The 19,787-nt window shown below is 40.0% G+C and carries 12 protein-coding genes; 10 read left to right on the top strand and 2 right to left on the bottom strand.

The annotated features are described in order from the left end of the window. Positions 1–32: 32 nt before the first annotated feature. Both purF and L877_RS0100490 read right to left on the bottom strand, forming a co-directional pair. Entirely contained in the window at positions 33–1,400 is a 1,368-nt protein-coding gene (gene purF, locus L877_RS0100485) for an amidophosphoribosyltransferase (RefSeq protein WP_026834416.1), read from the bottom strand. A 33-nt stretch (positions 1,401–1,433) separates the two neighbouring features. Beyond that, positions 1,434–3,530, bottom strand: coding sequence for a glutamine synthetase III family protein (locus tag L877_RS0100490; protein ID WP_026834417.1), 2,097 nt, complete (start codon positions 3,528–3,530; stop codon positions 1,434–1,436). 222 nt (positions 3,531–3,752) lie between these two features. Between L877_RS0100490 and L877_RS0100495 the strand changes: the two genes are divergently transcribed. The 10 genes from L877_RS0100495 (at position 3,753) to asnB (ending at position 19,762) form a co-directional block, all read left to right on the top strand. Further along, positions 3,753–4,211 (top strand): NUDIX hydrolase, encoded by a 459-nt coding sequence (locus L877_RS0100495; RefSeq protein ID WP_034784715.1) that lies wholly within the window; start codon positions 3,753–3,755, stop codon positions 4,209–4,211. Positions 4,212–4,324: 113 nt separating this feature from the next. Continuing rightward, a complete protein-coding gene (locus L877_RS0100500) occupies positions 4,325–5,149 on the top strand; it encodes a hypothetical protein (RefSeq protein ID WP_026834419.1) in 825 nt (274 codons plus the stop codon). Between the two features lie 221 nt (positions 5,150–5,370). Continuing rightward, the gene (locus L877_RS0100505) at positions 5,371–7,143 is read left to right on the top strand and encodes an ammonium transporter (RefSeq protein WP_026834420.1); all 1,773 of its coding nucleotides are present in this window, start codon (positions 5,371–5,373) and stop codon (positions 7,141–7,143) included. 24 nt (positions 7,144–7,167) lie between these two features. Continuing rightward, entirely contained in the window at positions 7,168–8,769 is a 1,602-nt protein-coding gene (locus L877_RS0100510; RefSeq protein WP_034784718.1) for a CTP synthase, read from the top strand. A 90-nt stretch (positions 8,770–8,859) separates the two neighbouring features. After that, positions 8,860–10,089: a leucine-rich repeat domain-containing protein gene (locus L877_RS0100515; RefSeq protein WP_026834422.1), complete on the top strand. Its 1,230-nt coding sequence runs from the start codon at positions 8,860–8,862 to the stop codon at positions 10,087–10,089. A 235-nt stretch (positions 10,090–10,324) separates the two neighbouring features. Then, a complete protein-coding gene (gene gltB / locus L877_RS11595; RefSeq protein ID WP_084554715.1) occupies positions 10,325–14,797 on the top strand; it encodes a glutamate synthase large subunit in 4,473 nt (1,490 codons plus the stop codon). A gap of 17 nt (positions 14,798–14,814) precedes the next feature. Next, positions 14,815–16,299 carry a glutamate synthase subunit beta gene (locus L877_RS0100525; RefSeq protein WP_026834423.1) on the top strand — a complete coding sequence of 495 codons (1,485 nt, stop codon included), beginning with the start codon at positions 14,815–14,817 and terminating at the stop codon, positions 16,297–16,299. A 33-nt stretch (positions 16,300–16,332) separates the two neighbouring features. After that, entirely contained in the window at positions 16,333–17,610 is a 1,278-nt protein-coding gene (locus L877_RS0100530; protein ID WP_026834424.1) for a glutamine synthetase family protein, read from the top strand. A 17-nt stretch (positions 17,611–17,627) separates the two neighbouring features. Further along, positions 17,628–18,170, top strand: a complete 543-nt coding sequence (locus L877_RS0100535) for an ANTAR domain-containing response regulator (RefSeq protein ID WP_026834425.1) — start codon at positions 17,628–17,630, stop codon at positions 18,168–18,170. 11 nt (positions 18,171–18,181) lie between these two features. After that, complete coding sequence (gene asnB / locus L877_RS0100540; protein WP_026834426.1) at positions 18,182–19,762, top strand: asparagine synthase B; 1,581 nt, start codon at positions 18,182–18,184, stop codon at positions 19,760–19,762. The last annotated feature ends 25 nt before the right edge of the window (positions 19,763–19,787 follow it).

Here is a 19,787-nt window from a genome sequence, read left to right on the forward strand (position 1 = left end):
GGGAACATTGACAGAATACGATATCAAAGATTCTATAACGGATAATCGTTACAGAAGCATGCTTTACAGAGAGGCAAATCTCCTGTCATTTGATCAAAATCTTCAATTTTCATATATCCCAGAGAATCAGCTCCAATATGCTTTCGAATTTCATCAGTAGTATATTTATGAGCGATAAGTTCGCTGCTGCTTGGAACATCTGTCCCATAGAAGCATGGATATAAGAAAGGCGGTGAGCTGATTCGCACATGTACTTCCTTTGCACCGGCTTCTTTTAGGTGCTTAATTAGAGAGGCAATAGTAGTGCCTCGCACGATGGAATCATCGATTAAGACGATTCTTTTGCCTTTGACAGCAGCATCTAATATACTGAGTTTAGTTTTTACTGCTGTTTCTCGTTCCTCTTGTGTAGGCTGGATAAATGTTCTGCCCACATATGTGTTCTTGTGAAAAACTAGTGAAAATGGTATGCCGCTTTCTTTGGAATAGCCAATTGCAGCGGCGAGTCCTGAGTCTGGAACACCTGTCACGAGATCCGCCTCAACAGGGTAGGATTTGGCAAGAGCTCTACCACCATTAATTCTAGCATCATAAACAGATATTCCATCAATAACTGAATCTAATCTTGAAAAATAAATATATTCAAATATACAATGAGCTCTTTTTTCTGAGACTAATGAGTAATCGCTATTTATGCTGTCTTTTGTAATGGTTATTATTTCACCGGGTTCTATATCTCGTATAAACTCTCCACCAATACTTTTAATAGCACAGGATTCAGAAGATAAAAAGTAGCAGTCATTTTTCTTGCCTAGACATAGGGGTTTGAGTCCAAGGGGATCTCTAACTCCTATAAGCTTTCGCGGACTAGTAATTATGAGAGCATAACCTCCTATTATTTGACTCGCTACTATCTGTATAGCTTCTTCTACACAAGAAACTTTGGTTCTATTTTTGGCAAGAAGACAAGCAATAACTTCCGAATCCGTTGTGGTGTGGAAGATACTGCCTTCTTTTTCCAATTCATGTTTTAAATTGTCTGCGTTAATTATGTTGCCATTATGAGCCATTGCAAGAGTTCCCTTGTAATACTTCATTACTAGGGGTTGAGCATTTACAGCATTGCTTGCGCCTGACGTGGAATAGCGAACATGTCCTACACCGAGATTGCCAGAAAGGTTTTCTAGGATTTCCTGATCAAATACCTCATTTACAAGCCCCATGTCCTTGTGATGACAGATATTGCCAAGGGGTCCGCTAGTATCGCATATTGCAATACCAGCAGACTCCTGACCTCTGTGTTGAAGCGACATGAGTCCCATATAAATGTAGTTGTTAACATTGTTATTATTTATAGAATAAGCGCCAAATACGCCACATTCTTCTTTTAACTTATCCATATGATTATCTTTGCTCCTAACACTATAAACTAATTATACTGTAAATAATAACTGATCATAAGTAGCATAAGGAAGCAGTTCTTCAGGGATAAGTATTTCTGTGGCATCAACCACGCTTCTAAGCTCATCCATCAATGGGAGAACTGTATCATGATAGTAGCGTGATGATTTGAGAGGGTCATCAGCATACTGCTCAGCTTCTTTGGTCTTGGCAGTTAATTCATTGACAAGACTGAGAATTGATTCTTGTTTTTTAGTTAAATCAGAATACATATCAAGTGTATTCTGTCCAGGTTTTCCAAGTAATTCTTTCTGACTCTTTAAGGTGTCAGAAAGCTTTTCTGCGTACTTGAGTGTTGCCGGCAAGAAGTCTTTGCGGACTATTTCATCCATAGCTAATGCTTCAATATGAAGTGTCTTTTCATAGTTTTCAAGTAAGATTTCAAGACGTGAGTTAAGCTCTGTCTCCGTAAATATTCCGTGAGAAGTGAATAATTCAACATTCTTTGGATCGATGAAGTGAGGAAGAGCATCAACAGTTGATGGAAGGTTGTAAAGCCCCCTGCTTTCGGCTTCCTTTACCCATTCGTCTGTATAACCGTTGCCATTGAAGATAACTCTTTTGTGATTTTTGAGACAACGCTTGATGAGTTCATGTACTGCCTCATCAAGTTCATCCTTTGATACATCTTTCAACTCTTCATAAAACTGTTTAAGAGATTCTGCAACAGCTGTGTTGAGAACAACGTTTGGACCTGACACAGAAAGCTCTGAGCCAAGGCTTCTGAACTCAAATTTATTTCCTGTGAATGCAAAAGGTGAAGTACGGTTTCTGTCCGTATTATCCTTGAAGAAATGAGGAAGAACAGTTGCGCCCGTTTCCATCTGAATCATCTTCTGCTTACCAAGGATTTCATCGTGCTCAATAGCATCCAATACCTTTGTTAATTCCTCTCCAAGGAAGATGGAGATGATTGCAGGAGGTGCCTCATTAGCTCCGAGTCTGTGGTCGTTTCCGGGACTGGCAACACTGATTCTAAGGAGATCAGCATACTCATCAACTGCTTTAATAATAGCCATCAATACAATCAAAAATTGAATATTTTCAGATGGAGTTTTTCCAGGTTCAAGAAGATTGATGCCGGTGTCTGTTATCATAGACCAGTTATTGTGTTTTCCTGAACCATTGATTCCGTCAAATGGTTTTTCATGAAGAAGGCAGGTAAGACCATGCTTGTTAGCTACCTTTTTCATGACTTCCATTGTAAGCTGGTTGTGATCTACTGCCACATTTGCGGTATCAAATACCGGAGCCATTTCGTGCTGTGCAGGGGCAACCTCGTTGTGTTTTGTTTTTGATGGAATACCAAGCTTCCATAATTCTTCATCCAAATCATGCATATAATCAACTACTCTTGGACGAAGTGTTCCGAAGTAGTGGTCATTCATTTCCTGTCCCTTTGGTGACATTGCTCCGATAAGTGTACGACCGGTGAATACAAGGTCTTTACGTGATTCATATTGTTTTTTATCAATAAGAAAATATTCCTGCTCGGAACCAACTGTTGTATTTACGCGCTTTACTTCAGTCTGACCAAGAAGATTAAGTATTTTAGTGGCTTCTTTGCTAAGTGCGTCCATAGACCTGAGAAGAGGAGTTTTCTTATCTAGTGCCTCGCCGCTGTAAGAGCAAAATGCTGTAGGGATACACAGGGTGCCTTCTTTGATAAATGCAGGTGAAGTTGGATCCCATGAAGTATAACCCCTTGCCTCAAATGTAGCTCTAAGTCCGCCAGAAGGAAAACTTGAAGCGTCAGGCTCTCCCTTGACAAGCTCCTTACCAGAGAATTCCATAATTACTTCGCCGTCTCCAATAGGTGTGATAAAGCTATCATGTTTTTCAGCTGTCTTACCCGTCAATGGCTGGAACCAATGAGTATAGTGAGTAGCACCTTGCTCAATTGCCCACTCTTTCATTGCAACAGCAACGGCATTTGCAACATCCAACTCAAGATGAGTGCCGTTTTGAATTGTCTTTCTGAGTGCCTTATAGGTATCCTTTGGCAACTTTGCTCTCATGATTTTGTCATTAAATACTTTACTTCCATAAAGTTCTGGAATTGATTTCATATTGAATTCCTCCTGTTTTCTATTTATTATAAATAAAAAAAGGCACCTCGGATAAATCCGAAGCGCCTTTGCTTTCGTTACAAGATTTATTATACACGGAATATTTTAAATGTCAAGAAAAAAATTTATTTTTTTTTAAAGGGTAATAGATAAATGTGATAACATTGACATTTTTTCGTGGATTCGCTATCATTAATTATAGTAAAATTAAGGAGGAATATCATGGCATCACTAACGACTCTATGCTATATTGAAAAGGACGAGAAGTACTTAATGCTTCATAGAATAAAAAAGGAAATTGATGTTAATAAAGGAAAATGGATTGGTGTTGGAGGGCATTTTCTAGAAAATGAAACTCCGGAAGAGTGCTTGTTAAGGGAGGTCAAAGAAGAAACTGGGTTAGAACTAAAATCGTATAAATTCAGAGGATTGATCACTTTTATTTCAGATGAATGGCAAACTGAGTATATGTGTTTATATACAGCGGATGATTTTACAGGGGAACTTATACCATGTGACGAAGGTGAATTACAGTGGATTCCCAAAAGGGATATAATGAAGTTAAATCTCTGGGAGGGTGACAAGATCTTTTTGAAGATGTTGATGGAAGATGCAGATTTTTTTACACTGAAGTTGAGATATGAGGGAGACAAATTGGAGGAATGGAAACTTGGAGAATAATATTTTAACATAGTATAAGTTAAAAAATATATTTACAACTTGACAGTTGATGTAAAGGAGTGATATAATCATACCTGTTGTGAAAATAATTAAAATTGGGAGGTTATTTCGAAATGAAAAAAATACTGATTATACTTATTATCATCGCTGTGGCTGGTTTAAGTATATATGTAATAACAAAGGAAGATAATAATAATAATAGTTCATTGAGTTCAGAGAACAAACAAACAATCAATGTCAGTTTAATTAATGCAAACGAGTCTAAGGCTTTTCAATTTAAAACAAGCCTTGAAGGAAAAGAGTCCGTAAGTAATGACGGCACTGGACCGGTTCATAATTTTAATTCAAAAAATTCAATCGATGAAATGATTTCATCAAATAAGGATTCTTTTGTTGGAAAGGTTTTTGAGGGAACAGATAAAGAAAAAGCGTTATTTTTCAAGGATAATAACTATTATGTTTTAGAAAAAGTGTCCGACGAAGGCTCGAATGAACCATATTATAAGCTCAGGAATGCGGCGGGATCTGCTAGTTATAATACTACTGACAGCTATTGGTTCCCTATGCCGGTTGGGTTAACGCTTGATGTAGATATATATGCACTTTACCTTGAGACGAAGAAAGATTATTCCAAGACTCTCTTTGATTTTTCCTTTGAGGAGTTGGTTAAATTCTATCAGCGTCTGGATAAGGAGGATTGCAGTATAGATACAGAGAACCAAGTTATCAAGTGTTCAGGTTATAATATTAGGGAAAACTGCAAGAAAATGAAAGATTTTCTTACTATAGATTATAAGAATAAACTTTTGAAAACAAAAGTAGAAAAAGGTGTAAAATTCCCATATGTTGTTTCTCATGAAGGCGATGGTAAGACCGCTGAAATCAAGGTTAAGGGTAAGCATATGTGTTGGGAGTTAGAAAAATTTTATGATATTTAAAATTTTTTCTTGACAAATGTTTTAAGAAAATATATAATAAGCTTTGTAATGACAATGGTGTCAGAAGTATAATGCTTCTGGCACCTTTTTTTGTTTAATTACAATTCGTTATTCTTTCATCGTTGATGTGAGAGAAAATTTCCTAGGAAAACATCGAGTCAATTGTTTCTGATCAAAGCAATTGAAAATACCAACTTAAAATTTCTCGGAGGTGTTTGACTATGTCACAAGAAGTAATTAAATATGTAGATGAAAATATATGGGGAATATGGTTTCTTATCGGAGCTGCCCTTGTATTCTGGATGCAGGCGGGATTTGCCATGGTGGAGGCTGGATTTACCAGAGCGAAAAATGCTGGAAATATCATAATGAAAAACCTTATGGATTTCTGTATTGGTGCCGTAATGTTTATCCTGATTGGAGCATCTTTATTAATTGGTGAAGATATTTGTGGTTTTATTGGAAAACCTGGTTTTGATCTATTTACGGCCTATGAAAACTTTAATTTATCTTCATTTGTATTCAACTTAGTATTCTGTGCAACCACTGCTACTATCGTATCTGGAGCAATGGCTGAGAGAACTAAATTTTTGTCATATTGTATTTATTCCGGAATTATTTCTGGTATAATTTATCCGATAGAAGCTCACTGGATTTGGGGTGGTGGATGGCTTGCCAACTTAGGTTTCCATGATTTTGCAGGGTCATGTGCAATTCACACAGTTGGTGGTGTTTCAGCACTTATCGGTGCGGCAATCCTTGGACCTAGAATTGGAAAGTTCAAGAAGGACAAGGATGGTAAAGTAACAAAGGTAAATGCTATTCCGGGACACAACCTTACAATTGGAGCACTTGGTGTGTTTATTCTCTGGTTTGGATGGTATGGTTTCAACGGTGCAGCCGCTACTTCACTTCCGGATCTTGGCTCAATTTTCTTTACAACAACAATCGCTCCCGCTGTTGCAACAGTTGTATGTATGATTTATACATGGGTAAAATATGGAAAACCAGATGTTTCCATGTGTCTAAATGCAAGCCTTGCAGGTCTTGTGGCAATTACAGCACCATGTGATATTACAGATGCGGCAGGGGCGCTCATTATCGGATTTGTAGCAGGTTTATTGGTTGTATTTGGCGTATGGTTTTGCGACAATATTATCAATGTTGACGACCCTGTTGGAGCTGTTGCAGTACACATGCTCAATGGATTATGGGGAACAATTGCTGTCGGACTATTTGCCACAGATACAGCACCTGGATATAAAATTGCAGTAGATGGCGGTGCTATTAAGGCTGAAGGATTGTTTTATGGTGGCGGATTTACACAGCTTGGATTGCAGGCACTTGGTCTATTGGCAGTTGTCGCTTGGACCGCTATTCTTATAACAATTACATTTTTCGCAATCAAGGCAATATTCGGATTGAGAGTGGATGCAGAGGAAGAAATAGAAGGACTTGACTCAACTGAACATGGGCTTCCAAGTGCATATACAGACTTTATGCCAGCTGGAAACAGATTCTATGCCGCTATGCCAGCTGGAATCAAAACAAGCGAGGGAAATGTTCCGGTGGAAGAGGCTATCAAGATTACAGATGTGCCTACACAGGGTATTACTCCTAAAGTTGATATGTCCGGAACACCACTTAGTAAAGTTGATATCATCTGTAAGCAGAGCAGGTTTGAGGATTTGCAAGAGGCGCTGGCAGGTATCGGCGTAAACGGAATAACCGTAACCCAGATTCTTGGATGTGGTGCTCAGAATGATAAGCATAAGTACTATCGTGGAGTTGCACTTGATTTTACACTTTTACCTAGAACTAAGGTTGAAGTTGTAGTTGCAGCAGTTCCGGTTGAGGATGTAATTAAAGCTTCAGTTGAGGCTCTATATACAGGAAATTACGGAGATGGAAAAATCTTTGTATACGATGTGCGCGATGCAGTGAGAGTTCGTACCGGTGAGGTTGGATTTGACGCATTGCAGGATCACAATTAATAAAAATCAAAGGAGATTGGAATAATGAAGTATGTATTTGTAACAGGCGGAGTTGTATCAGGACTTGGAAAAGGTATTACGGCGGCATCACTTGGGCGTCTATTAAAGGCAAGAGGTTATAATGTAGTAATGCAAAAATTTGATCCATATATCAATGTGGATCCAGGGACCATGAATCCTATTCAACATGGTGAAGTATTTGTGACAGAAGATGGAACAGAAACTGATCTTGACCTGGGACATTATGAGAGATTCATTAATGAAAATCTCCGCACTAATGCCAATGTAACTACAGGAAAAATATACTGGTCTGTCCTCAATAAGGAACGCCGTGGAGAATATGGCGGAGGGACAGTCCAGGTAATTCCTCATATTACTAATGAAATAAAGGAACATTTTTACAGAGATGGAGAATTGCCAGATAATACTATCTCAATTGTAGAGGTAGGTGGAACGGTTGGAGATATAGAAAGCCAGCCGTTCTTGGAGGCAATCAGACAATTTCAGGCGGAAGTTGGAAGAGAGAATGCAATTATGATTCAGGTAACGCTGATTCCATATCTTAAGGCTTCCGGTGAGATGAAGACAAAACCGACTCAAGCAAGTGTAAAGAGTTTGCAGAGTATGGGAATATGGCCTGACATCATCGTATGTCGATCTGATTATCCTATCGATGATGCGATGAGAGAGAAGATTGCACTATTCTGTAATGTAAAAAAGGAGCACATCTTGCAAAATTTGGATGCTGAATCTCTGTATGAAGTTCCTATTATGATGGAACAGGAGAAGTTAGCTCAAGCTGTATGTGAATGTCTCCATATACCATGTCCTGAGCCAAATCTTAATCAATGGAAGGCAATGCTAGATAGAATGCATCATCCTAAAAAGGAAGTTGTAATAGGAATTGTTGGAAAGTATGTGGCACTTCATGATGCGTATTTGAGTGTTGTAGAGGCGCTAAAACACGGTGGAATAGAGAATGAAACTTCTGTAAATATAAGATGGATTAATGCAGAAGAATTGACTCTTGAAAATTTGGAAAGCTATCTACATGATGTGGACGGAATCCTTGTTCCAGGTGGTTTTGGCAAGAGAGGTATAGAAGGAAAGATTCTTGCAATACGATATGCAAGAGAGAAAAATATTCCGTACCTTGGTCTTTGCCTGGGAATGCAATTAGCAATAGTTGAGTTTGCAAGGAATGTGCTTGGTTTGGCAGACGCGGCAAGTATAGAATTAAATCCAGATACGACTAATCCGGTAATCACACTTATGCCGGAACAAAACGGAGTATCAAATATTGGAGGTACGCTTAGATTAGGGGCGTATCCTTGTGTTTTGTCTGAGGATAGTCTCGTATTAAAACTATATGGAAAGAAAGAAATCTCCGAGAGACATAGACATAGATATGAAGTAAATAACGATTATCGTGATGTATTAAACGATGCCGGAATGCGTATTTCCGGTATATCGCCAGATGGAAGAATAGTCGAGATGGTAGAGCTAAAAGACCATCCGTTCTTTGTTGCTACTCAGGCACACCCTGAATTCAAGTCCAGACCGGATGAGGCACATCCGCTGTTTTCGGGTCTGATTAAGGCAGCAGTGAAGAGTAAAGAGAATTAAATATAGATTATTTGTACTTCTTTGACACAAAATCGACACTTAATTCACATAATATATATAGAGTAAAAAAATAACTAGGAGGAATGGATTATGAAGAGATTAATTAAACTAACGCTATTTGTACTTGTCTTACATTGTTGTATTGCATGTTCAGTAGATGCTAATGCAACTGCCAAAGGAATTTGCGGAAAAGAAGCTACATATGAAGATGATGGAAAAGGCACAATGACTATTAGTGGAAAGGGAGTTGTAGATTCATTGCCGACTCAGCCTCAGACTAATTCGGGAGGAAGTGAGTCACTAAAAAAGATAGTAATTTCAGAGGGCATCACTTCAATAAACGTAGGCTTATCTAAGTGGATTTATCTTAATTCTATAGAGAGTGTTGTATTGCCTGATACAATTCAGGATATCGGATCAACATTTTCCGGAACGAAAATTAAGGAAATCATCTTGCCTCAAGGCATAAAAGTTTTAGGAGATAAGTCCTTTTATAATTGTGCAGAATTGAAGAATGTGGTTTTATCGAATAATCTTGTTGAAATAGGTGATAGTGCGTTTTGCAGATGCACAAAGCTTAGTGAAATCGTAATTCCCAAATCGGTTATAAAGATCGGTAAAAATGCCTTAGAAAATGCCGACAACCTTATGAGAGTAGATAACAAATCAAGCGTTGTATGTGAATTACCTACTAAGAGAGAGGGATCCCTTAAGTTGCTTCAAACGTTTTTTGTTGATGGTAAACAGGTAACAAGTGTTCCCGCCAATAAAATTGCAATTGGAAAGTGGAATTCTTATAAGGTAACTTTAAAACTTGCTGGTGGAAAGCTTATAGGAAAAGGTATTAAATATCATGTATACAATACTGAAGAAAAGCTGCCGAAGGCTAGGAAAAAAGGCTACATATTCTGTGGATGGCTCCAAAAGAATTCAGGTTATGATGTGACATGCGATAGGATATCTAGTTCACTATCCCGAGCAGTGACATTCAAAGCAATATTCAAGAAGGTAGTTAAGAAGAAGACTAAGAAAAAAACTACATTGACTCTAAAAAATGCCATAATAGGTAGTGGGTCATCTCATATTGTTGTAAAAGTGTCAAATAACAAAAAGATGGATAAGTCAGTTGTATTTAAAATTGAAATGTCCAAGAACTGCAAGAAAAATAAACGTGGTATTAGTTGTAATTATGTAAAGAAAAACAAAGATATTATAATTACAATTAAAAAACGCAAAGGAAAGTTTGTTAAGGTTTCATGGGGAGATTCTGGAGATTCTGAGAGTACATTGAAGTCGCCAGAGTACTTGATTGCCAAGTAATAGTATAATTGGGTTACGAAGTTGAAATAGTCGTTCCGTTAAATTTATTAAGTTTTTTCGTAAAACTACTTGACAAAGTAAAGTTTCGAGTGTAGAATAATTAATTGTAATAAGAAATAACTGACAAAGGCGTCAGGAGAGCTTGTAGTAGATACAAGTTCTTCGACGTCTTTTTTTGTGCTATACGCACATATAAAAAAGAGTAAAAACGACGAAAGAAACTGGAGGACTACATATGTTAGAGAGTAAGTATAATCAAGGTTTGTACAGAGAACAATTCGAACATGACAATTGTGGAATTGGAGCAGTTGTTAACATCAAGGGAAAGCCAACACATCAAATTGTGGCCGATGCTCTTCATATAGTAGAAAACTTGGAGCATAGAGCAGGAAAGGATGCTGAGGGCGAGACAGGAGATGGTGTTGGAATACTAACACAGATTTCCCACAAGTTTTTCAAGAAGGAATTGAAGAAAATGGGGATTGAAGGCTTGGAAAAGGGAGACTATGGTGTCGGAATGTTTTTCTTCCCTCAGAATGAACTTGGAAGACTTCAGGCCAAGAAGATGTTTGAGATTATAGTGGCCAAAGAGGGAATGGAGTTCCTTGGTTGGAGAGAAGTTCCTACTAAGCCAAGTGTTCTCGGAGAAAAGGCGAGAAGTTGTATGCCTTGCATCTGCCAGGGATTTGTGAAGCGCCCGGAGAATGTAGAGAAGGGAATTGATTTTGACAGAAAACTTTACATTGTAAGGCGTGTATTTGAGCAGAGTAATGTTGATACATATGTACCTTCTCTTTCAAGTAGAACAATTGTATATAAGGGAATGTTTCTTGTTGGTCAGCTCAGAACATTTTTCCTAGATTTGCAGGATAAGAGCTATGATTCAGCGATTGCTCTTGTGCATTCGAGATTCTCGACTAATACGAATCCTAGCTGGGAGAGGGCACATCCCAATCGTTTCATAGTTCACAATGGAGAGATAAATACGATTAAAGGAAATGCTGACAAGATGTTGGCGAGAGAAGAGACCATGGAGGCCGTAAAACTCAGCGATGAAGATATGTCAAAGGTGCTTCCGGTTGTAAGTGCGAGTGGCTCGGATTCGGCAATGCTCGATAATACTCTTGAGTTCCTTGTTATGAGTGGAATGGAGTTGCCTTTGGCTTTGATGGTTACGATTCCTGAGCCATGGACCCACAACGATACAATTTCTCAGGAGGGAAGGGATTTCTTCCAATATTATGCAACAATGATGGAACCATGGGATGGTCCTGCATCAATCCTTTTCTCAGATGGAGATTATATGGGAGCTGTGCTTGACAGAAATGGTCTGCGTCCTTCTAGATACTATCTTATGGATGATGACAGATTGATTCTCTCTTCTGAGGTTGGTGTGCTTGATCTTCCTGAAAAACACATTGTTAAGAAGGAGAGACTTCATCCTGGAAAGATGTTATTAGTGGATACTGTAAAGGGAAAAGTATTCTATGATAAGGAAATTAAAGAGTATTATGCGAGTAAAGAGCCATACGGTGAGTGGCTTGACAGTAACCTTGTAACTCTCGGAGAGTTGAAGATTCCAAATGAAAAGGTTCCTGATTTTACCAGAGATGAGCTAAGCACACTCCAAAAGGCGTTTGGATATTCTTATGAAGAATACCGCGAGGGAATCAAGACCATGGCATTGACCGGTTCTGAGAAGATAGGTGCCATGGGTGTAGATACTCCTATTGCTGCTCTTTCCGGTGAGTATCAGCCGTTGTTCTATTATTTTAAACAGCTATTTGCCCAAGTTACAAACCCACCAATTGATGCTGTCAGAGAGAAAATAGTTACATCAACAACAGTTTATGTTGGAAAAGATGGTAATTTATTGCAGGAAAAGCCAGAAAATTGCAGGGTATTGAAGATAAATAATCCGATTTTAAATGACCTTGATTTATTGAAAATAAAAAATGCTGAAAGTTCAGGATTTAAGGTAGCTACAGTGCCAATTATTTACTATAAAAACACACCTATGAAACGAGTTCTTGATCAGCTATTTGTAGCAGTTGACAAGGCTTATAGAAAGGGCGCCAATATCCTTATTCTTTCTGATAGAGGAGTGGATGAAACGCATGTGGCAATTCCATCACTTTTGGCAGTTTCTGCAGTTCACAAACATTTAGTTAGAACCAAGAAGAGGACAGCATTGTCAATTATCCTTGAGTCAGGAGAGCCTAGAGAGGTTCACCACTTTGCTACATTACTAGGATACGGAGCCAGTGCAGTTAATCCATATCTTGCACATGCTACAATTGGTGAACTTATAAAGGATGGAGCACTTAACAAGGATTACTATGCTGCAGAATCTGATTATGATAATGCTATTATCAGCGGAATTGTTAAGATTGCTTCTAAGATGGGAATCAGTACGATTCAGTCATACATGGGAAGCCAGATTTTTGAGGCTGTAGGTATCTCTGAAGACGTTATTGATAGATACTTTACTGGAACTGTAAGTAGAATCGGGGGAATCGATCTCGATGACATAGGAAGAGAGGTTGACAAGCAACATTCCAAGGCCTTTGACCCACTTGGACTTGATACTGACAATAACCTTAGATCCACAGGTCGTCACAAGATGAGAAGCGACGGAGAGTATCATAGATACAATCCACAGACTATCCACATGCTTCAAAAATCAACGAGAACCGGAAGCTACGAGCAGTTCGTAGAGTATACCAAGATGGTTGACTCTGAGAGAACAGGGTATATTAGAAGTTTGATGGAGTTTAATTATCCTAGCGAGAGCGTTCCAATCGAAGAGGTTGAGAGCGAAGAGGAAATCGTTAAGAGATTTAAGACGGGAGCCATGTCATATGGTTCTATATCGCAAGAAGCTCACGAAGCTCTTGCAATCGCCATGAATAGACTTGGAGGAAAGTCAAATAGTGGAGAAGGTGGAGAGAGCGATGAGAGAATTCTATCCGCGGGAACAAAAAATAGCAGAAATTCTGCAATTAAGCAGGTTGCCAGCGGAAGATTCGGAGTGACAAGTAGTTATCTTGTAAGTGCCAAGGAAATCCAGATTAAGATGGCTCAGGGAGCTAAGCCTGGCGAGGGAGGACATCTCCCAGGTAAGAAGGTTTATCCATGGATTGCCAAGACAAGACATTCAACACCTGGTGTGAGCCTTATCTCACCGCCACCTCATCATGATATCTATTCTATCGAAGATTTGGCACAGCTTATATATGATTTAAAGAGTGCCAATAAGGAAGCTAGAATTAGTGTAAAGCTTGTATCAGAAGCAGGAGTTGGAACTGTTGCTGCAGGTGTTGCTAAGGCAGGTGCGCAGGTAATCTTGATTTCCGGATATGACGGCGGAACAGGTGCTGCACCACTTAGTTCAATTCACAATGCAGGATTACCACTTGAGTTAGGTCTTGCAGAGACGCATCAGACATTAGTTGCAAATGGTCTGAGAGACCGAGTTCGCATTGAGACAGACGGAAAACTTATGAGTGGTAGAGATGTGGCAATCGCCGCAATTCTTGGAGCTGAGGAGTTTGGGTTCGCAACAGCACCATTGGTAACACTTGGATGTACCATGATGAGAGTATGTAATCTAGATACATGTCCGATGGGAATTGCAACTCAGAATCCAGAGCTTAGAAAACGCTTTGCCGGTAAACCGGAATATGTCATGAACTTTATGATTTTTATTGCTAGACAGTTAAGAGAGTATATGGCAAAGCTTGGTGTCAGAAGCGTTGATGAATTGGTTGGAAGAACTGATTTGCTAAAAGTAAGTGACATAAGAGATGATAAGCAGAGAAAACTGGATCTTTCTCAGATACTATATAGAGGAAGTTCAGAAGAGCAGCACATTTTCAATAAAGATAAAGTCTATGACTTTGAATTGGAAAAGACAGTTGACGAGACAGTTGTTCTTGCTGACAAGAGTGTACAGAATGCTATTAAGGGCAAGGGTGAGGCTGAGATTGATGTCGAGCTCATGAATATTAATAGAAGTTTTGGTACATTGGTTGGAGCTGAGATTACAAGGAATCACAGTGAAGGACTGAAGGAAGATTCTGTTAAGATTAATTGTACTGGAGCCGGTGGACAGAGCTTCGGAGCATTTATTCCTAAAGGTCTGACCCTAAATCTCAAGGGAGATTCCAATGATTACTTTGGAAAGGGCCTATCGGGTGGAAAGCTGATTGTGGCACCACCGGAAGATGCAAAGTATGATCCATCGGAAAATGTTATTATCGGAAATGTTGCGCTATATGGTGCTACCAGCGGAGAGGCTTATATCTCAGGAGTTGCAGGCGAGAGATTCTGCGTTAGAAACTCTGGTGTAACAGCTGTTGTAGAGGGAGTTGGCGAGCATGGATGTGAGTACATGACAGGTGGTTATGTAGCAGTCCTTGGAAAGACTGACAAAAACTTTGCAGCCGGTATGAGTGGCGGTATTGCATATGTATATGACGAAGATAGCCATTTATATAAAAACCTCAACAAGGAGTTAATTCTGGTTGAGAAAGTTGAGAGAGAAGAGGACATCAAGAAGCTTAGAGAGATGCTTGAGAAGCATGTGTACTATACTCACTCAGCTAAGGCGCAGACTATTCTCGATGATTTTGAGAATAATCTTGCCAAGTTTAAGAAAATTATACCTGAAGATTTCAAGAAAATCACAGAGAGTGCTAATGCATAGAAAGGAGCGATAGTATCATGGGTAAAGCTACAGGATTTTTAGAATATGATAGACAAGACGCTCCTGTTAGGGAGCCAAAGGACAGAATAAATGACTTCAACGAGTTCCATGGTTGTCTCAGTAGAGAGCAACAAAGCTGCCAGGGAGCAAGGTGTATGGAGTGTGGAGTTCCATTCTGTCAGGGAGGTAGTGTTATTGCAGGCATGGTTTCAGGATGTCCGCTCAGAAACTTGGTTCCTGAGACCAACGACCTTGTAACTCTCGGAAATTACGAATTGGCATATAAGAGACTTTCCTCAACTCATCCGTTTCCGGAGTTCACTTCGAGAGTGTGTCCTGCATTGTGTGAGGCGGCATGTACTTGTGGACTTCACGGTGAACCGGTATCTACTAAGGAAAATGAAAAGACGATCATAGAGTATGCCTTTGAAAAGAATTTAGTGGACTCGGGAGAACCAACCAATAGAACAGGCAAGACTGTTGCAGTTGTAGGAAGCGGTCCGGCAGGACTTACAGTTGCCAAGGAGCTAAATAAAAGAGGTCATAAGGTGACCGTATTTGAGCGCCATGACAGAGTGGGCGGACTTCTTAGATATGGAATTCCCAATATGAAGCTTGACAAGCGCGTTATTGATAGAAGAATAGGGTTGATGGAAAAAGCAGGAATAGAGTTTAAAACAGGTGTTGACATCGGAAAAGATATCAAAGGTGAGGAGCTACTGGAAAAATTCGACCGCGTTGTCCTCTGTGGAGGAGCCACAAATCCGAGGGATATCAAGGTGCCAGGCAGGGAAAGCAAGGGAATTTACTTTGCGGTTGATTTTCTGAGTAAGGTAACAAAGAGAATTCTTGACAATGATTACAAGACGTTTCCATACGAGATGGCCAAGGATAAAAACGTGGTTGTTATCGGTGGCGGTGATACGGGAAATGACTGTGTGGGAACGGCAATTAGACTTGGAGCTAAGAGCGTAACTCAGATTGAGATGATGCCTAAGCCACCTGTTTCAAGAGCAGAGAGCAATCCGTGGCCTGAGTGGCCAAGAATCTTCAAGACTGATTATGGTCAGGAAGAGGCAATATATAAGTTTGGCGAAGATCCAAGAATCTTCGAGAAGACTGTTTCAAAGTTTATCTCCGATGACAAGGGAAATGTGTCAAAGGTTGAGATAATAGATGTAAAAATGGTCCGCGATAATAAGACCGGACGAATGAATATGGAAACTGTAAAGGGGACAGAAAAGGAAATAGATGCAGATCTAGTTCTAATTGCTGCAGGTTTTCTTGGAAATGAAATTTACACGGCAGATAGTTTTGGTGTAGAATGTAATGAAAGAACTAATATCAAAACTCAGAGTGATTCATATCAAACTAACAATCCTAAGGTATTTACGGCGGGGGATATGCACCGCGGTCAATCTTTGGTTGTATGGGCGATGGCCGAGGGGAAGGCAGCAGCCAAACAGGTGGATAAATCGCTTATGGGTTACACTAATCTATAGGGCATAGCAGTTGCCCTAAGTCGGAGGTAAAATATGACAAGAGAAGATATTTTAAATTTGATTGAGGAAGAGGACGTAGAGTTCATAAGATTGCAGTTTACAGACATATTTGGTGAACTCAAGAATGTGGCTATTACTGCAAGACAGTTTGAGCGAGTGCTAGACAATAACTTTGTGTTTGACGGTTCATCCCTCTACGGAAAGAAGAGTGTATTGGAGCAAGATATGTATCTGCGACCGGAACTTGATACATTTGTCATTCTTCCTTGGAGACCACAACAGGGTAAGGTTGCCAGATTTCTGTGCGACATTGTAGATGAAAATGGCAATAGTGTTGAAATATGCCCGAGAAATATTCTGAAAAGGACACTGAGAGAAGCCGAGAAAAAGGGATATTCTGTATATGTTGATTCCGAGTGTGAATTCTTCATGTTCCACACTGATGACAATGGAATGCCAACAACTATCACTCACGAGCAGGCGGGATACCTGGATGTCGGCCCTATGGATCTTGGCGAGAATGCCAGAAGAGGTATCGTTCTCGATCTCGAGGCAATGGGATTTGAAGTAGAATCTTCTCATCATGAAAAGGCACCTGCCCAGCATGAAATCACTTTCAGCAGTGCAGAGGCAATGCAAAGTGCGGATGAAATCATTACATTCAAAAATGCGGTAAGATCTACAGCCAAGAGATTTGGTCTTCATGCAACCTTCATGCCAAAACCGCTGACCGGTGTTCCCGGCTCGGGAATGCATGTTAACTTCGCGGTTTATAAGGATGATCGGAACATTTTCAATTATAAAGATGGAGAGTTAAAGGATGAGGTGAAGTACTTCATCGGCGGCATTCTCAAATACGCCAAGGAGATGTGCCCGATAACGAATCCGATTGTCAATTCATATAGACGCCTGACAGACAGCTTTGATGCGCCAAAGAAGGTGGATTGGACTTCGCAAAGCGGAAATACTCTGGCTAAAGTCAGAAAGAGAATCGGGGATGATATGAAGGTTGAGCTTCGATTCCCGGATCCTTCTGCAAATCCATACCTGACAATAGCTTTGTTTGTGAAGGCAGGACTCAAGGGTATTGAGGAAAATATTCTGCCGGGAGAAGAGTGCAGTGAAAAGGCGGATAGGTTGCCTGCTACACTTGGAGAATCCATCGAGATTATGAGAAATTCAAAGTTTGTCAGAGAAGCACTTGGAGATCAGTTTGTGGATTCATATCTCGATATCAAGAGTGCAGAGTGGCAGGAGTATATGTCTCAAGTGTCAGATTGGGAGATTTCAAAGTATCTATATAGGACGTAGAGAAAGGGTGCGTGCGTATGGCTGGAATTATTATAGCCTCGGCCCATATACAGGATGCTCGCAAACTTAAGGATGTCTTGAATAGGTATGGATATAGCACATGCATAGTGTGCCAAACAATGTCCAGTGCGTTGAATAGAGTCCAGGATTATGATGCGGGAATTGTAATATGCACTGCCAGGCTCCCGGATGGAAACTACGCGGATTTGTACAATGAACTGCCGGAGCGGTTTCAAATGATACTTCTTTCCGGAAAGAGAGAAATTGAAATAGGCGAAGATGAGCGAATTGTACTGATAAGAAGTCCGTTTAAAATACAGCAGCTTATGTATGAATTGGAAGCTGTTGTGAGGCGTTTAGAGTGGAGTAAGGAACCAATTAAGAGAGCAAAAAAGCGCAGAAGTGAGTCTGAGAGACAGATAATAGAAAGTGCTAAGCTTCTCTTAATGGAGAAAAAAGATATGTCTGAGCCGGAAGCTCACAGATACATTCAGAAGATAAGTATGAATTCGGGTGTAGATGTGGTGGAGACTGCTCAGAAAATAATATTAACTTATTAGGAGGCAACAATATGTGTTCAATTATGTGTTACGAGGGAAAGGATATTTCCATTGAAGAATTTAAGAAAAATATGCTGAAGTCTGAGCATCGTGGACCGGATGATGCGAGAGTTATTGAGACTGAAACAGGCTATCTTGGATTTATGAGACTTGCTATTATGGGGCTCACAGAAGAGGGAATGCAGCCATTTGAGAGAAATGGCAACTTCGTAATATGTAATGGCGAGTTGTATGGCTTTCGAAGAATCAAGAAGGAACTTGAGAGAGATGGATATGAGTTCAAAAGCGGATCTGACTGTGAGATCATCCTCCCTCTTCTAGAGCGATATGGTCTTGAGATGCCTGCGCACTTGGATGCAGAGTACGCTTTTGTGATATATGACAAGGAGAAGGGGCTCATAGCAGCAAGGGATCCAATCGGAATTCGCCCGCTTTTCTATGGGTATAGCAAAAGTGGCAACATTATGTTTGCCAGCGAGGCGATTAACCTTGTGGAGTTGACTGACGAGATAAAACCATTTCCGCCGGGAACGATCTATCATGACGGAAAATTCGAAAAGTATGAGGATATCGGACACGTTGATTCCTATAAACATCATTCAGTTGAAGAGATAACGAAAAATATTCACGATCTCTTGAAAGCCGGTGTAGAGAAGAGAATGGACGCTGATGCGCCGATGGGTTATCTTCTGTCGGGTGGACTCGATTCAAGTCTTGTATGTGCGCTTGCGGCAAATATCTCAGGAGCGCCTATCAGAACATTTGCAATAGGAATGGATGTAGATGCTATCGACCTCAAGTATGCAAAGCAGGTTGCAGATTATATAGGAGCAGTTCACACGGAAGTGATAATGACCAAAAAGGATGTATTAGATTCGCTAGAAGAGGTTATTAGACACTTGGCAACCTATGATATTACTACGATTAGAGCTAGTGTTGGAATGTATCTTTTGTGCAAATATATCCATGAAAAGACTGATATTAAAACACTTATGACAGGTGAAATCTCTGATGAATTATTTGGATACAAGTATACGGATTTTGCACCGGACGCAGAAAGTTTTCAGCGGGAAGCGGAGAAGAGAATGCGAGAGCTGTACATGTATGATGTGTTGAGAGCGGATCGATGTCTTGCAGCCAACAGTCTGGAGGCGAGAGTTCCTTTTGGAGACCTTGATTTTGCCAGATATGTGATGCAGGTGGATCCGGCAGCTAAGATGAATACATATGGCAAGGGCAAATACCTTCTCAGGAAAGCTTTTGAGCAGGATGAGATTCTTCCGGAGCAGATTCTCTGGAGAGAGAAAGCAGCCTTCAGCGATGCAGTGGGACACAGCATGGTTGATGATATTAAGGAATATGCCGAGGAATTTTACTCCGATGAGGAGTACGCCGAAAAGATAAAAAAATATTCGGAGAAGACACCATTTACCAAGGAAAGCCTTTTGTATAGAGAGATTTTTGAAAAGTATTATCCTGGACAAGCGAATATGGTTGTAGATTTTTGGATGCCAAACAAGTCATGGGAGGGCTGTGATGTAGGGGATCCAAGTGCGAGATTTCTCTCGAATTACGGCGATAGTGGAAAATAAAAAATTATGCTAGCGTTATTTGAAA

Source organism: Eubacterium xylanophilum ATCC 35991, assembly GCF_000518685.1.
Taxonomy (GTDB): Bacteria; Bacillota; Clostridia; order Lachnospirales; family Lachnospiraceae; genus Eubacterium_F; species Eubacterium_F xylanophilum.

Bases quoted from the DNA above. Each gene is read 5' to 3' on its own strand.
- purF (WP_026834416.1), bottom strand. From the start codon at position 1,400: ATGGATAAGTTAAAAGAAGAATGTGGCGTATTTGGCGCTTATTCTATA.
- L877_RS0100490 (WP_026834417.1), bottom strand. From the start codon at position 3,530: ATGAAATCAATTCCAGAACTTTATGGAAGTAAAGTATTTAATGACAAA.
- L877_RS0100495 (WP_034784715.1), top strand. From the start codon at position 3,753: ATGGCATCACTAACGACTCTATGCTATATTGAAAAGGACGAGAAGTAC.
- L877_RS0100500 (WP_026834419.1), top strand. From the start codon at position 4,325: ATGAAAAAAATACTGATTATACTTATTATCATCGCTGTGGCTGGTTTA.
- L877_RS0100505 (WP_026834420.1), top strand. From the start codon at position 5,371: ATGTCACAAGAAGTAATTAAATATGTAGATGAAAATATATGGGGAATA.
- L877_RS0100510 (WP_034784718.1), top strand. From the start codon at position 7,168: ATGAAGTATGTATTTGTAACAGGCGGAGTTGTATCAGGACTTGGAAAA.
- L877_RS0100515 (WP_026834422.1), top strand. From the start codon at position 8,860: ATGAAGAGATTAATTAAACTAACGCTATTTGTACTTGTCTTACATTGT.
- gltB (WP_084554715.1), top strand. From the start codon at position 10,325: ATGTTAGAGAGTAAGTATAATCAAGGTTTGTACAGAGAACAATTCGAA.
- L877_RS0100525 (WP_026834423.1), top strand. From the start codon at position 14,815: ATGGGTAAAGCTACAGGATTTTTAGAATATGATAGACAAGACGCTCCT.
- L877_RS0100530 (WP_026834424.1), top strand. From the start codon at position 16,333: ATGACAAGAGAAGATATTTTAAATTTGATTGAGGAAGAGGACGTAGAG.
- L877_RS0100535 (WP_026834425.1), top strand. From the start codon at position 17,628: ATGGCTGGAATTATTATAGCCTCGGCCCATATACAGGATGCTCGCAAA.
- asnB (WP_026834426.1), top strand. From the start codon at position 18,182: ATGTGTTCAATTATGTGTTACGAGGGAAAGGATATTTCCATTGAAGAA.